Origin of the sequence: Caballeronia sp. SEWSISQ10-4 2 (assembly GCF_030464885.1) — a bacterium.
In the GTDB taxonomy this organism is placed as follows: domain Bacteria; phylum Pseudomonadota; class Gammaproteobacteria; order Burkholderiales; family Burkholderiaceae; genus Caballeronia.
Genome location: NZ_JALPRJ010000067.1, coordinates 18,239 through 33,008 on the forward strand (window position 1 = coordinate 18,239; position 14,770 = coordinate 33,008).

The 14,770-nt window shown below is 61.0% G+C and carries 9 protein-coding genes; 1 reads left to right on the plus strand and 8 read right to left on the minus strand.

The window, feature by feature from the left end:
* Nucleotides 1-29 precede the first annotated feature (29 nt).
* The 8 genes from M0D69_RS32960 to M0D69_RS32995 form a co-directional block, all read right to left on the minus strand.
* Complete coding sequence (locus M0D69_RS32960; protein WP_301786028.1) at nt 30-1,172, minus strand: glycosyltransferase family 4 protein; 1,143 nt, start codon at nt 1,170-1,172, stop codon at nt 30-32.
* A 57-nt stretch (nt 1,173-1,229) separates the two neighbouring features.
* Nucleotides 1,230-2,186, minus strand: a complete 957-nt coding sequence (locus M0D69_RS32965; RefSeq protein WP_301786029.1) for a GDP-L-fucose synthase — start codon at nt 2,184-2,186, stop codon at nt 1,230-1,232.
* A gap of 5 nt (nt 2,187-2,191) precedes the next feature.
* Nucleotides 2,192-3,310, minus strand: a complete 1,119-nt coding sequence (gmd, locus tag M0D69_RS32970) for a GDP-mannose 4,6-dehydratase (RefSeq protein ID WP_301786030.1) — start codon at nt 3,308-3,310, stop codon at nt 2,192-2,194.
* 73 nt (nt 3,311-3,383) lie between these two features.
* Entirely contained in the window at nt 3,384-5,618 is a 2,235-nt protein-coding gene (locus M0D69_RS32975; RefSeq protein ID WP_301786031.1) for a polysaccharide biosynthesis tyrosine autokinase, read from the minus strand.
* Between the two features lie 106 nt (nt 5,619-5,724).
* On the minus strand, nt 5,725-6,906 hold the full coding sequence (locus M0D69_RS32980) for a polysaccharide biosynthesis/export family protein (protein WP_301786032.1): 1,182 nt from the start codon (nt 6,904-6,906) through the stop codon (nt 5,725-5,727).
* Between the two features lie 16 nt (nt 6,907-6,922).
* Nucleotides 6,923-8,299 (minus strand): undecaprenyl-phosphate glucose phosphotransferase, encoded by a 1,377-nt coding sequence (locus tag M0D69_RS32985; protein ID WP_301786033.1) that lies wholly within the window; start codon nt 8,297-8,299, stop codon nt 6,923-6,925.
* 44 nt (nt 8,300-8,343) lie between these two features.
* Nucleotides 8,344-9,819 (minus strand): mannose-1-phosphate guanylyltransferase/mannose-6-phosphate isomerase, encoded by a 1,476-nt coding sequence (locus M0D69_RS32990; RefSeq protein WP_301786044.1) that lies wholly within the window; start codon nt 9,817-9,819, stop codon nt 8,344-8,346.
* A 188-nt stretch (nt 9,820-10,007) separates the two neighbouring features.
* Entirely contained in the window at nt 10,008-11,009 is a 1,002-nt protein-coding gene (locus M0D69_RS32995; RefSeq protein ID WP_047844966.1) for a GlxA family transcriptional regulator, read from the minus strand.
* Between the two features lie 1,535 nt (nt 11,010-12,544).
* On the opposite strand from M0D69_RS32995, the gene M0D69_RS33000 reads away from it, so the two are divergent.
* The gene (locus M0D69_RS33000) at nt 12,545-14,626 is read left to right on the plus strand and encodes a hypothetical protein (protein WP_301786034.1); all 2,082 of its coding nucleotides are present in this window, start codon (nt 12,545-12,547) and stop codon (nt 14,624-14,626) included.
* Nucleotides 14,627-14,770 lie beyond the last annotated feature (144 nt).

Below are 14,770 nucleotides of genomic sequence, written 5' to 3' on the forward strand. Positions count from 1 at the left end.
AATAAACCGGCCGTGCCAAAGATCCACGGTCAGTCGCTGAGCATCATCGCGCAGCCCCGCGCAATGTTTGCTGCAGCGGAAGGCGGATCGAAACGCTGGATCACGTCCATGCATTGCTTCGCCGCCCCGGCTGTGTCCGCGAAAGCCTCGATCGACTTGAGCATCGTGCGCTGCAGGGCGGGCACGTCACCAGCGGGAAACGCATAACCCGACACGCCATCGATCACCAGTTCCGGTACACAGCCACAGCTCTCGCTCACCACCGACGGACAGCCGTGGCTAAGCGCTTCGTTGACTACCAGACCCCAGGGTTCGCTCATGCTCGGCAACACCATGCAGGTGGCACTGAAGTATTCGCGCGACAACGGTTCGTCCTGCAGGCTGCCCAGGAACGTGATGGAATCGGCGAGACCCATTTCAACCACCTTGGCCTTGAGTTCGTCGCCCATCGGACCGGTGCCGACAATCCGCAACGCTGCGTCCGGAATCCGCTCCTTCAAACCGCGGAACGCATCGATCAGCGTGCCAATGCCCTTCTCCGGCGACAAGCGTCCTACATACACGAAAACGGGCTTGTTGGCGGCGCGGTAATGCAGCCGGTCGGGCAACGCACGTTCCGGCGAAAACGAGCGCGGCAGCGCAGCCGCCTGGCACGGGATGAAGATCTTTTCCTGCTTCGCGCCAAGCGACATCAGGTACTCGCGGCTGCGTTCACCGAAGCCGAAATAACCATCGCAGAGGGCAAAAAACACGCGCTTCGGAATTGAAGTCAACATCTTGCGCGGGCGGTCGCGTCCGGTGGAATCGCAGAACACCGCGCGACGCTTGCCCGTCAGGATGCACGCGGCCATCATCGCCCAGTACTCGGGGCGGTGATAACCGGGCAATACCACCAGATCCGTTTTCGCCGTCAGCACCTCCCACGTGAGGCGCGCCGTCATGCGCCAGGTCGGCACGTCTTCGTAGCAGCCGTTATAGAGCTTTCGCATCGGATAGCTGTGAAACGAATAGTCCACGTCCGAGAAGCCGATGCGATCGTGCTCGGTATCGGCGATCTGGACCACCGAATACTTGATCGAGCCGGAACCCGAGATATTGTGCAGCGCGGACAGCACTGCGCCTTTGTGCCGCGACCAGACGACGTTATGAAAAATGGTGACCGTTGCGTTCATTTTGTAGTTGTCCGTGAGTGGTAGCTCTTGTGTGCGAAGCGATCATCGGCTTCGAACTCACGCGTGTGCCGGTTGCTGGCTCAGCGCCTCGTAGCGCTGCAGGAAATCCTGGTACGTTGCGCGGATGCCCTGCTCAAGCCCCGTCGATGCAACCCAGCCCATCCCACCCAGCTTCGATACATCCAGCAGCTTCCTCATGGTGCCGTCCGGCTTGCTCGCGTCGAACACGAGCTGGCCCTGGAAGCCGACCACGCGGCAGACCGTCTCGGCGAGTTCGCGGATCGACAGATCCTCACCCACGCCGACGTTGAACACGCCGTCGTTATGGCCGCTTTCCATCAGGAACACGGCGGCGCCGGCCAGATCGTCCACATGCAGGAACTCGCGCCGCGGCGTACCCGAACCCCATACCGTCAGCGTGCTGTCGCCATTCAGCTTCGCCTCATGCGCCTTGCGGATCAGCGCCGGCAGCACGTGGCTGCTCTTCAGGTCGTAGTTGTCGTTCGGACCGAAGAGGTTGGTCGGCATCAGCGAAATGAACTTGGTACCGTATTGACGGTTATAAGCTTCGCATAGCTTGAGGCCCGCGATCTTCGCGATCGCGTAGGCTTCGTTGGTCGGCTCGAGCGCCGAGGTCAGCAAATACTCTTCCTTGATCGGCTGCGGGCAAGCCTTTGGATAGATGCACGAAGAACCGAAGAACACCAGCTTTGACACGTTCCAGCGGCACGCCGCATGAATCACGTTGGTTTCGATCGTGAGGTTCTCGTAGATGAACGACGCCGGCAGCGTCGAGTTCGCGAGAATGCCGCCGACCTTTGCCGCGGCGAGCAACACCACGTCGATGCTCTCCTTCTCGAAGAACATGTTCACCCCGACCTGGTCGGTCAGGTCCAGTTGCGACTTGGTGCGCGTGATGATGTTGCGATACCCCTCGCCGGCCAGGCGCCGGACCAGCGCCGAACCGACCATACCGCGGTGACCCGCTACGAAAATGCGTGCGTTTTTGTCCATGATTTTTACTCGTGGTGTTCAAGCGCTTTAAATCCGGCCATCGTGACGAGCGCGTCACGCCGTGCTATCTGGAAATCAGAACGAACCATCTCCTTCACCAGGGAGGAGAACGTCGTCGTCGGGCGCCAGCCCAGTTTTGCATGCGCCTTCGACGGGTCGCCGAGCAGCGTTTCCACTTCGGTCGGACGGAAGTAGCGCGGGTCGACGCGGACGATCACATCGCCCTTTGCCATCTTCGTTTCGCGCCCCTCGACCCGGTCCACGACGCCCACTTCGTTCACGCCTTCACCTTCGAAGCGCATATGAACGCCGAGCTCGGCCGCGGCCTGGATCACGAACTCCCGCACGCTGTGCTGCTCACCTGTGGCGATCACGAAGTCTTCCGGCTCTTCCTGCTGCAACATCAGCCATTGCATTTCAACGTAGTCGCGCGCATGGCCCCAGTCGCGCATGGCAGACAGGTTGCCGAGATATATTTCGTCCTGCATACCCACCGCGATACGCGCAAGCGCGCGCGTGATCTTGCGCGTGACGAAGGTCTCGCCGCGCACCGGCGACTCATGGTTGAACAGGATGCCGTTGCAGGCGTACATGCCATACGCTTCGCGATAATTCACCGTCATCCAGTACGCGTAGAGCTTGGCCGCCGCATACGGACTGCGCGGATAGAACGGCGTGGTTTCCTTCTGCGGCGACTCTTGCACCAGGCCGTAGAGTTCAGACGTCGACGCCTGATAGAAACGCGCTTTCTTCGCCATGCCCAGAATGCGGATCGCTTCGAGAATGCGCAGCGCACCGAGGCCGTCGGCATTGGCCGTGTACTCGGGCTCCTCGAACGACACCTGCACGTGACTCTGCGCGCCGAGGTTATAGATCTCGTCGGGCTCGGTGCGCTGCACGATGCGCATGATGCTCGAGGTGTCCGTCAGGTCGCCGTGATGCAGAACGAACTTGCGGTCCGACTCGTGCGGATCGCTGTACAGGTGGTCAATACGGTCCGTGTTGAAAAGCGAGCTACGGCGTTTGATGCCGTGCACTTCATAGCCTTTTGCAAGCAGCAGCTCGGCCAGGTAGGAGCCGTCCTGCCCGGTAATGCCGGTGATCAAAGCGACCTTGCGTTTCATCGTGTGCCTCTCTCGTCTTTCGGATTGGATGCGGCGCGTGCCCCGCGCGCCGCAAGGTCTTCGTGCCCAGGCATCACTCAGGGATGCTCTCGTAGCCGTAGTAATTCGTGTATGAACTGCCCGACATCAGTCTCGACTGCGGTACATCGGTCAGCAGCACGCCCTTCATGTTCACGCCGCCGTGGTGCAGCCGCTTCATCGTTTCGCCGATCTCTTCGACCTGGTTGCGGCCGTGGCGCACCACCAGCAGGCTCGTGCCGGCATGCTTGCCGATTACGGTTGCGTCGGTGACCGCGAGTACCGGCGGGGTATCGATGATGACAAGGTCGTACTTGTGCTTGAGCACTTCCAGCACTTCATGCATGCGGTCGCTCATCAGCAGTTCCGACGGATGCGACGGCAGCGATCCCTTGGTCAGCAGGTCGACGCCCGGCAGCACGTCATGCAGCACCGCCGATTCGATATCCGAGCCCATCAGCACGTCGGACAAGCCCGGCATATGACGCACGCCGAAGTGCGAGTGGACGTCGCCGCGGCGCATGTCGCCGTCGATCAGCAGAACGCGTTTTCTCGTCGATGCCACCAGGGTCGCGAGGTTGACCGAGAGGAACGACTTGCCTGCATCCGGACGCGAGCCCGTCAGCATGACCACGTTGTTGCGTGCATCGGCCATCTGCAGTTGCAGCGAAGTGCGCAGGCCGCGAATCCCTTCCACTGCCGCGTCTTCCGGCGAGGTCGCGGCAAGGACGTGAAGACCCTGGCTGCGCGAACCGACCTTCTGCTGCAGCCGCAGTTGCTGGCTGCTGCGCGGCACGATGGCGAACACCCGCACACCCAGACGGCTTTCGATTTCTTCCGGACGCTCCACGCCGCCATACAGCGCCTTGCGAATGAACGCCACGATAATGCCCAGCACCAGACCCGTTCCCAGGCTGATCAGGATCACGAGCAGGCGCTTCGGACGCACGGGGTCGTCAGCCGCCTCAGCGAAGTCGACCACCCGCACGTTGCCTACCTGGCCCGCCTTCGCCACGCGCAACTGCTGCGCGCTGTTCAGCAGGTTCGTATAGAGCTCCGTGTCCACCCGCACGTCACGCAGCAGGCGCAGCGCGGTCTGCTCGGTATCCGGCAGCACCGACACGTTCTTGGTCAGCGAACCTTGCGCGGCCTGCAATGCACCGATCTGCGCATCGAGTGCGGCCACCGACGGATGGTTCGCGGTGAAACGCTGCGAGAGTTCGGCGCGTTGCTGTTGCAGGTCCATCAGCTTCGACTTGTTGTCGACGACTTGCTGCAGCAACAGGCGGCTTTCTTCGCTCAGGTCGACCGTGCCTTGCTTGTTACGGAAGCTGTTGTACTTCTGCTCGGCCTGGTCGAGTTGCGCGCGGACTTCTGGCAACTGCTGCTCGAGGAACGCGAGCGTCTTGCCGGCTTCCGCCGAACGCGTATCGAGATCCTGTTGAATGAAGCGGCGCGCAATATTGTTCACGATCTGCGACACCAGCTTGCTGTCGTGACCTTCCAGGCTCAACGCGATGATCCCGGACTGCAGCGTGGTTTCAGCCACAGTCAGGCGCTTCTGCAACCCGTCCACGGTACCGAGCGTAGAAAAACGCGTCAGCTCGTACTTGGCACCCGGCTCACCGACCATGTTTTCGACCAGCAGCGTGACCGGACCGAGCGTGCTCGTCCCGCTTGCTTCCTGGCCGACCTTGCCGTTCATGATCGCAATGCCGTCCGGATCGCTCAGGACATAGCTGCCGTTTTCGCCCGCGGTCAGGATGTAGTTCTTCTCGTAGGCTTCCTTCGGCGTGTCGAACTTCGGCACGGAGATGCTTTCGTTGCCCCAGGCGAAACCCGACAGCCAGCTCACCGGCGCCTGGCCGTTGCGCGTGCCCAGGATGTCGCTGATCATGCCGCCCACGATCGGGAAGTAGCGCGGGCGGGCCGCGATATCCAGATGCAGCTTGTTGACCGTGTCCTCGACCACGAGCCGCGAACGCAGCAACTCGATTTCAGCAGCGGTCGTCGACTTCGCGTCGAACATCTGCGAAACGGTCTGCACGGCGTTCGCGTTGTTGTTATTGCCGTTGTTCGCCGGATTGCTTTCGGTCACCTGGATCATCGCATCGGCTCGATAAACCGGTGGCGCAATGAAAGCGTAGGCCGTGCCGAGCGCGACCACCGCCAGAGTCACCATAGCGATGATCCGCCAGTTCCCCAAGATGGCCGCCAGGTAGTCGGACAAGCGTAGCTCGTCCCCTGTCGACACCACATCCGCATAGCGGTTTTCAAAATTGATGGCCATTTTTTGTCGCTCACTCAAACGATCAATCGAAACGGGCCGGCACCTGAAGTCAACTTCGTCACATTCGTGATCTTCATGACGTTCGGCACCGGACACAGCTCCAGGACTACTTGGTTACGATCGCGGCGGTCAGGCCCGCGTTAATAGCCGGCAACAACAGGTTCAGCACGCGGTTGGCACGGACAAGACCGCTGTTGTCGACATAGACAACGTCCTTCGATTCCAGCGGAAACTGGTTCGCCAGCAGCATGGAAACCGGCGAGCGTGCATCGAGGCGATAGATCACCGGCGAGTCGCCGGTTGCCTGGCGGACCACGAAAAGCTGCGACGCATTGGAGGTTTCCTGGTTTATCTGACCCGCCTGCACGATGGCTTCGCCCAGCGTGAGCGTGCCGTCGCGCAACGGCGACACGGCGGTGGGTTTGGTCACTTCGCCCATCACGTAGACGGTGTTGTCGTCGCGTCCATCCACATGCAGCATGTCGCCCGGCTGCAGCATGATCTCGGCGGGGTTCTTGCCCTGCTTCATCATCTGCGCGACGTTCACGGGATAAGCCGTGCCGTTGCGCGTGATCGTCACGCGGCTTTGGTCCGCGGTCGGCGCAAAGCCGCCCGCGCGGCTGACGGCTTCGGTCAGCGTCATCGGAATGTCGTTGATCGTCTGCGCACCCGGAGCACGCACGTCGCCGTCCACATACACCTGAGACGCACGGAACGACGCCACGCGAACCGTCACTTGCGGTTTGACGAACACCTTGCTCAGATCCGTATAGATCTCGCGCTGGATCTGCTCCGCGGTCTTGCCGGTCGCGTGGATCGGATGGGTCACGTACGGAAACTGGATGTTGCCGTCGCCGTCGACGACAAAGCCCGGCGCCGCGTCGCTGGTCTTGGTGCTCTGAGCGGGCTGGCCGAGCGCTGCCGCGAGTTCCGGGTGATCCCACACCACGATCTGAAGCACGTCGCCTGACCCGAGCTTGTAGCCCGTCGGCTTCGCAAACAGGTTGAGCTGGTTCTGGGCCGTCGCGTTGTTCTTCTGGTCCGCGCGGATCTGGCGGATCAGCGTGAGGTCGATCTGCTTGATCGGGATCTGCATGTCGCTCGTCACGTCGCCGTTGTCGGCCGACGTAACCGGCAACGCAGCCGGTGTGATCATGTGCTGGCCCGGCGCAAGCGCACAGGCGGAAAGCATGGCGGCAATCGCCAGGGAAAGAGCCACACGCGTTCCAGGCACGGCATGGCTGTTCTTGTTCGGCACCGCGGCACCGGATAGTTGTTGGCTGTTCATGTTGTCGTCCCCTGCTTCAATAAGCGTTGGTATGGCGCAAACCCTTGAAGATCGTCTGGAAAATGATTTTCATATCAAGTCCGAACGACCAGTTTCCGAGGTAATACAAATCGTGTGCGACGCGTCCCTCCATTTTTTCGATGCGATCGGTTTCGCCGCGAAAGCCGTTCACCTGAGCCCATCCGGTAATGCCGGGTTTGATCCGGTAGCGGTGGATGTAGCCCGATACAACCTTCTGATAAAGATCGTCGTGCTCGAGGGCATGCGGGCGCGGTCCAACCACCGACATATCGCCACGCAGCACGTTGAAGAATTGCGGCAATTCGTCGAGGCTCGTGCGGCGCAAGAAACCCCCTACGCGCGTGATGCGCGGGTCGCCCCGCTTCGCCTGTTCGAGCACGCCTGCTTTTTGCGCATGCAGACGCATGGTGCGGAATTTGTAGATCGTGAAGACGCGGCCATCCGCACCTTTGCGGCGTTGCTTGAAGAACACCGGACCACGCGAGCTCAGCTTCACCGCGATCGCGCAGGCAAGCAGGATCGGCGAGACCGCGAGCAATGCACCCAGCGCGAAGAAGCGATCGAAGATCTCCTTTTGCATCATCGCGTTGGGCGGCAACGGCGACGCCGCCAGGTTGATGGTCGGCACGCCGAGCAGGTTCGTCACGCTGCCTTCGAAGAGCGCGAGCGTACGCACGTCGGGCATGAAACGGATGTTGATCAGGTCGTTGCGAAACTCGTCGACAAGCTTGAGGATCGTGCGTTCTTCGGTCAGCGGCAGCGCGAGCCAGACTTCACCGACGTTCTGCGTGCGCACATAATTAGCGAAGGCTTCGTGATCTTCGAACACCGGCACCCGCGTATTCATCTTGGTGCCGGCCTGCACGTTGTACGCGGCCGTCGCACGAAAGCCCGCGGCCGGCGCCGTGTCGATCTTGCGAACGATCTCGTCGCAGTGTTCGCCGCAACCGGCTACTGCGACTTGCTGCAGATTCAGGCCTGCATGGCGGACCCGCCCCAACACGCTATGCGTGACCAGGCGCCCGGCGATCATCGCGGCGCCCGCCATGCCGGTCCAGTACACGAACCAGAGACGCGACACGAAGTCGATACGGTGCAGGGAGAACATCAGCACCATCGCGCATGCCTGCACGACAAGCCAGCTCAGCGCGACCTGTCCCGCGAGTGCGCTTTTCGAGCGGCCGCGCCACGACTGATACACACCGAACGAGGGAAACACAGCAAGCGAAAACGCCGCTGCGAAAGCCACGAACGCCAGATAGAAGCTACGTTGCGAGATGTCGTCAAAACGAATTTGCGACGCCACGAGCGCACCCGCCACGATCATGGTGACGTCGAACACTCGCGCCAGCAGGTCTGTTATTCCGCGCATTTTTATTCTCCCCGAACCGCTTACTTATTTGGCTTGACGGTTGTTTAACTACACCGGCCATACTTGTCGTCGAATCTGACGATGTCGTCTTCGCCGAGGTAGGTCCCTGACTGCACTTCAATGATTTCGAGCGGCACGCGACCGGGATTCTCAAGGCGGTGACGCACGCCGAGCGGGATGTAGGTCGATTCGTTTTCGCTCAGCAGAAACTCTTCTTCGCCGCGTGTGACAAGCGCTGTGCCGCTCACGACGACCCAGTGCTCCGCGCGGTGGTGATGCATTTGCAGCGACAGGCGCGCACCCGGACTCACCACGATGCGTTTCACCTGGAACCGCTCGCCGTGATCGATGGAGTCGTAGAAACCCCAAGGACGGCGAACCTTTCTATGCGTGTCGGCTTCCGGCGACTTTTCCAGCTTGATGCGCGACACCAGTCCCTTGATGTCCTGCACACGCGAGCGATCGGCCACCAGCACCGCGTCGTCGGTCTCCACCACGATCAGGTTCGTCGTCCCCACACACGCCACGAGCCTGCCGCCTTCCGAGCGCGCATAAGTCGCGGTCGACCCTTCGAACAGCACACGCCCGCTTGCCACGTTGCCGGACTCGTCCTTATCCATCGCATCCCACACGGCGTCCCACGAACCAAGATCGGACCAGCCAGCTTCGAGCGGTACGACCACGCCCTTGAACGGCGATCCGGGCTTGCCGAGATGCTCCATCACCGCGTAGTCGATCGAATCGGACGGTGACTTCGCGAACTCTGCAGCGCATGGACGCAAGTATCCGTCTGCTTTATTCAATTGTTCGTACGACAAGACACATGCCGCGTGCATCTCCGGCTGGAGCTGTTCGAGTACGGCAAGCCATACCGATGCACGCACCACGAAGATGCCGCTGTTCCACCAGTAATTACCCGCTGCAACGTATTGCGCCGCCAGTTCTGCCGCAGGCTTTTCGACGAAGCGATCGATGCGATGCGCGCCGTCTCGCAGCTCGTCGCCCAGGCGGATGTAGCCGAAGCCGGTGTCGGGACGCGTAGGCGGAATGCCGAGCGTGGCGATGTCGCCGGCCTGCGCAAAACGCGCGGCAATTTCAATCGATGCGTGCAGCGCGGCAAGATCGGCAATAGCGTGATCTGCCGGCATGGCCACGAGGATGGCGTCCTGGCCGTCAGCGCAGGCAGTCAGTGCGGCAAGCGTCAGGGCGGGGGCGGTATCGCGGCGAGCGGGCTCGACCACGATGCGCGCCGTCACGCCGCTTTCGCGGGCCTGCTCGCCGGTCGCAAAGCGATGTTCTTCACCGCACACGATCACCGGCTCGGCAGCAACGTCCCACGCTGCCGGAAAGTTCTTCATGCGCAGCACGGTTGCCTGCAACAGCGACTCGGTGCCAATCACGCCAATCAGCTGTTTCGGAAACTGTTCACGTGACACCGGCCACAGACGCGTGCCCGAACCGCCCGCGAGGATCACCTGAACCAGGCGCCGGCACTCCGTCGCCATTCCGGGAGCCACCATCGTCTCAGCGATTTCCTCGATGCCCTGCCTGATCTTGCCGTCCATTTTAGTATTCCTATATTCTTTAACCCGTTCCCCGAGCGGAGCTGCGCGCGCCATTTGCACCGATCGTCGACCCTGGTTCAATCGAACCGTCTACGTTTCAACGCTCCGTGACTACGGTCAAAAAAGCCTGGACTCACCCTCAATCAGACGCCGGCATCGCGGCGGCTTTGCATCCGGTATTCGGTTGGTGAAATAAGAAGACGCTTGCGGAAGATCTTGGCAAGACGGTCGCCGTTACCCATGCCGCTGCGGCGCGCGATCTTGTCGACCGGCAGTTCAGAATCGGTAAGCAACGTGCAGGTGACAGCCAAGCGCGCTTGCAGCAGATAGTCCGAAGGCGTGATCCCCATCTCGATCTTGAAACGGCGCAGGAAGTTGCGTTCGCTCATGGCCGCCACTTGCGCGGCATCCACGACCGAGATCGGCCTCTCGCAGTTGTCCTGGAGCCAGCGCGCCGCGGTGCGGATCTTGTCGCCGGCGGATGCGGTGCCACTGTCGCCGAGCAACGGTACGAGCTTCGACGCCGAACCGGGCATGAGACGTTCCGCGACTCCGCGCGCCACGTCCACACCGAGGTCGCGCTTGATCATCAGCAAAGCGCCCTTCATGGACTCGTAGCGGTCGCCCGCTTCGCTCGCCTGCTCTTCGCGCACGGCGTGCATCATCGAATGGCCGATGCGGATCTGCGACTCGGCCGCGTGGCCGATGCCGGCAGCATCGAGCACCTTGCGCCCTTCCGCAATCGACTTGACCACGGTGGTCTTGGAGTGCACGCGGCGCAGCCATTCCACGATACGTTCGTCACCGGCCGCACCGTCCGCACCCTTGCCGCCCGCCACGAACAATGCGTCGAAGCCGCCGTAGTGGCGTGCATCGAGACCGTCAGTCCACACGCGCACCGAGGACGAACACGCCACGTTGCCGCCTTCGACGGACAGGAAACGCACGTCGTAGGTCCAGTCGTTGCGTGCCTTCAGGACCGCCAGTTCGTTCGCGACATGGAAGACTTCCGCGACAATTCCGGCGCCCAGCAGCGAGAAGCCGTCGAACAGCAGGATCGCGATGCGGCGAACTTCCGCCTGGGTGCTGCGGGGGGCCGGCTGTAGCCATCCCATAACGGCGGGTTCAAGACTGGCGTACGGCATGGCGTTCCCCTGCGAACTTGTTAAATCCAACATGATTGGATAGTGGGTTCTCATTGCGGTGCATCATAGACACCCTCGAATTTGATTAGGTTGTCGTGACTGAAAGTAGCGAGATGTTGGCGGAAAACTTCCGACGTCGCCATTCAAATCCTTTCAATGCGTGCGGTGCCGATCATTCGGTAATTTTGAATACGTCCGTTCGTTAAATTGGTAAAAAAATCACATGTCCTGGATTTTGATTTCCACAGGCACATTGCAAGACGAATGCCAGTCCAATTCGACCGCACATATCGGACAGGGCTGTCGGAAGCCATGAACGTCATACAAATCAACCGTCTCCGGCATTTATAAAGCCCCGTGCGGCAAGGCTTCCGACGCGTTCTCAGGTCCGGCGCCATCACGGTTGAAGCGCCGGAAAGCGGTAAACGTTGCGTGTGTGAAACATGAGTTAATGTGATTAAAAATGCGCTTCACGAGAACTTCGCCATTTAACAGCCCGCGTGCGGCTTTGAAAAACCACTTCCAATTAAAATACAAGCGTTAAATGGCGCCTTTAAAGCTTACGAACGATTAACAACATGATCTGGCAACGTGCGGTGGCGCACATACTTTCAATGTTTTCTAATATCCAGACAGATGACGTTTCATAATGGAAACAAAATTAATTCATCTGACAAAGGCGTTTAAAAAATATGATGAAAATGATCTCTCGGGGTGGTCGCCGACGATAAATCCCGATCTGACGGGGCTTTGGACGGTCCTCGAATGAGGATCGGACAGACGCAAACGGCCGCGAAGGTAGGCAAAAAAATCCGCTCTACTGGCGGTTGATGACGAGCCGATGCGACCACTCGCATACCAGTTGTCTACAAACATTCGCCCGCGGACCTATGTTGGATCGGTCACGTACGGCACGGCAAACGGTCGCGGCGCACCTGTCGCGCGTTTTGATACAGATTAGTTACGCTAGGGTTCTTCCCGCGGCTTACCACCGGACAACGCCGGATCAGCCAGAAAGTCGCGCTATCCCGCCACCCATATAAGCGCCGACGACCCGATGCAGTCAGCATCCGACAACGTTCATCGCCACGACTGGCGCGTTCGTTACGCCTCGCCTATCCTCAGCGCAATCGGAGGCGGTATCAATCAACGCGCCGGTTGCCGCGCGCCTGCTCGCGGCACCTTAAAACAGTGCCGGATGCTGCATCGCGAGATAGAAACTTATGGAGGTTTACCGCGCGGCCGGGCACCGCGAGGCAGCGCATCAGAAAACGTTTCATTCAGGTAGCACGAAGGTGGTGAGTGCCTTTTTCCTCGGTGGAAAACGCCGTTGCTGCGGACTCGAACCACCCGGCTCTCGACCCCGGGGTGTAATGGAAAAGTCATCAACAGAAAGACTTGCCGGACGCACGACATCACGTCCAACGCGCGGGCTGGCCCGATGCGCCCGGATTGCGCTGGTCTTCGCCGTCTTCGCGTCCGTGTGCGCTTGCCGGGGCGAAACCGCGGCGGCTCAGGCTCAGGACGGGCCGGTAATGTCTGAGGATTCCGTCAAGATCGACGGATCTTGGTGGACACCTTGCGCGGCGGAATACGAGCGTTGTTCCTTCGATGGCGCGAAAAAGGTGCTCTACGGCACGCCGGACAAACATGTCATCAAGACCTTCACCGGCGGCACGGGTTGCGACAACGGCGTGTTCGACGACCCCGCGCCGGGCGCGTCGAAGCGCTGCTGGGTCGAAGCCGTGGCCGAGAGCGCCGCGGCACGGTTCATAGCCGACGCGCCGCCGCCATCCACCCCGCTCGCGATGCAATGCAGCCCCGCTGCCGCCCCGGTCGACGCCCCCGCTTCCGGCGATACAGTCGAAGCCGACACGCCCGGCAGCGACGGCACACGCATGTTCGCGCTTCATAAACCGTTCGAACTCGCGCTGACCACACGTGCCCAGTCGGCAGGCACACTCACGTGGCGGATACAGGACGCCTGGAACACCGTGAAAGCGAGCGGCCGTCTCGCCGTGACGCCCGGCGCGCATACATCGACTATCAAGTGCACGTCGCAGGCCGCCGGCTATTTTTCGGTCGCGGCTCAACTCGACCCCGCCAATGCAGCCCCTGCCGTGCTGCCGTCGCGCGGCACGCGGCCGGCGGGCATCGCCACGTTCGGCGTGCTGCCTGACGTCGCCACGGTGCTGCCGGCCGTCACGTATAAGAACCTCGATCTGCATCGCTTCGGCGGTCAGGGCGCGGCGTATCTGCGGCCTGGTCAGACGTGCTGTTCCGGCGATGGGTACCGCCCGCTCTATACCGATCTCGGCCTGACCTGGGTCAACGACAACCGCAACTGGTACATCACCGAGCCGAAAGCGCCGAACACCTTCGAAACCGCCGGCGATCACCTCGAACCCTTCTTCAAGCCCGGCGATCTGCTGCGGCTGATCCAGCTCGATGGCATTCCCGGTTGGGCGAACCGCACGGGCAAGGACACGCATAGTTATGCGCCCTCCTCACTCAGCGATTACAGCGCCTATATGAAACGCGTTGGCGAGGAATCGAATCGCGTGCGCTCAAGCGTCTTTCCGCAGCAATCGAATAACTACTATCAGGTGAGCTGGGAGCCCGACTATGAAGGCGGCCTGCCGTGGCGCGATACGGACGCCAATCTCGTCGCTATGTACAAGGCTACTTACGAAGCGATCCACGCCACCGATCCTCATGCGGTGCTGATGGGGGTGACGTTGTCGTCGCTGGGGAAAAACACCGAGTGGCTGAACCGGCTCGCACCGCTTGGCATTGCCAAGTATCTCGATGGCGTTAGCGCGCATGGCTACTACGACGTGGGGACATCGCCGTCGCATCCACCGGAGCGCATGGCGGGTAACAGCGATCCGCAGAAGGCCGCACAAAGCTTGCCCGCGATGATGCGTGCGCTGCGCCACACCATGACGCAGATGCTTAAGCCCGGCGCGAAACTGTTCATTACGGAGTCGGGGATCAGCTATGACATAGGCACGAAGTACGGACCCTCGACGCCATCGGCGAACGTGCTGTATGCGCAAGGCGCGCTGGTCTCACGGTCGCATCTGATCCTGCTCGGCGAGGGTGCGGACATGAGCTATATCTTTTATGCGACTGATCCGCCTGAAGTGGGTTATGGCGTTTTCTTCGATCTCGTCAACAAGGAAGGCGGCTTCGGCCAGACGCAGATCAGCCCGAAGCCCGCCGCCATGGGCGTGGCGGCAATGACGCGCATCATCGACGGCACCAACACGCTTGGCCCCCTCAAGGGCACGCCAGCCGGCGTCTATGCCTATGCGTTCCAGCGGCTGAACGGCGGCAAGGTCGTCACAGCGCTGTGGACGCACGACAATGCGGTATGGCCGGGCGCATCGGGATTTAGCGCGACACATGGCGTGCGGTACACGTTGCAGGTGGATGCGGCGGGAACGTCTGGAACGGTCACCGTCCTCGACATGATGGGCAATCCTTCCACGCTGTCTTATGCAAACGGGCGGGTTGCGCTCACGCTGACCGAGGCGCCGGTGTATGTGGTGTCGCAAAATGCCGGCGTGATGAAGGCGAACGTCAACGCGCCCGAAGGGTACGTGGCCCGGTAACGTCCTGTTGCTTCCCCAGGAAGTCGATATGCCCCGGACACTATGTGTCCGGGCGCTCGTAGTTCATGTTCTGTGCTCCAGTCCGGCATGCGGTAACGGCTGGCGAGACCGCATAAAAGTGACGTTCAAGCAGCACATCTTTCA

Excerpts from the sequence above, each read along its gene's own strand:
- M0D69_RS32960 (WP_301786028.1), bottom strand. The coding sequence starts at position 1,172 with ATGAACGCAACGGTCACCATTTTTCATAACGTCGTCTGGTCGCGGCAC.
- M0D69_RS32965 (WP_301786029.1), bottom strand. The coding sequence starts at position 2,186 with ATGGACAAAAACGCACGCATTTTCGTAGCGGGTCACCGCGGTATGGTC.
- gmd (WP_301786030.1), bottom strand. The coding sequence starts at position 3,310 with ATGAAACGCAAGGTCGCTTTGATCACCGGCATTACCGGGCAGGACGGC.
- M0D69_RS32975 (WP_301786031.1), bottom strand. The coding sequence starts at position 5,618 with ATGGCCATCAATTTTGAAAACCGCTATGCGGATGTGGTGTCGACAGGG.
- M0D69_RS32980 (WP_301786032.1), bottom strand. The coding sequence starts at position 6,906 with ATGAACAGCCAACAACTATCCGGTGCCGCGGTGCCGAACAAGAACAGC.
- M0D69_RS32985 (WP_301786033.1), bottom strand. The coding sequence starts at position 8,299 with ATGCGCGGAATAACAGACCTGCTGGCGCGAGTGTTCGACGTCACCATG.
- M0D69_RS32990 (WP_301786044.1), bottom strand. The coding sequence starts at position 9,819 with ATGGTGGCTCCCGGAATGGCGACGGAGTGCCGGCGCCTGGTTCAGGTG.
- M0D69_RS32995 (WP_047844966.1), bottom strand. The coding sequence starts at position 11,009 with ATGCCGTACGCCAGTCTTGAACCCGCCGTTATGGGATGGCTACAGCCG.
- M0D69_RS33000 (WP_301786034.1), top strand. The coding sequence starts at position 12,545 with ATGTCTGAGGATTCCGTCAAGATCGACGGATCTTGGTGGACACCTTGC.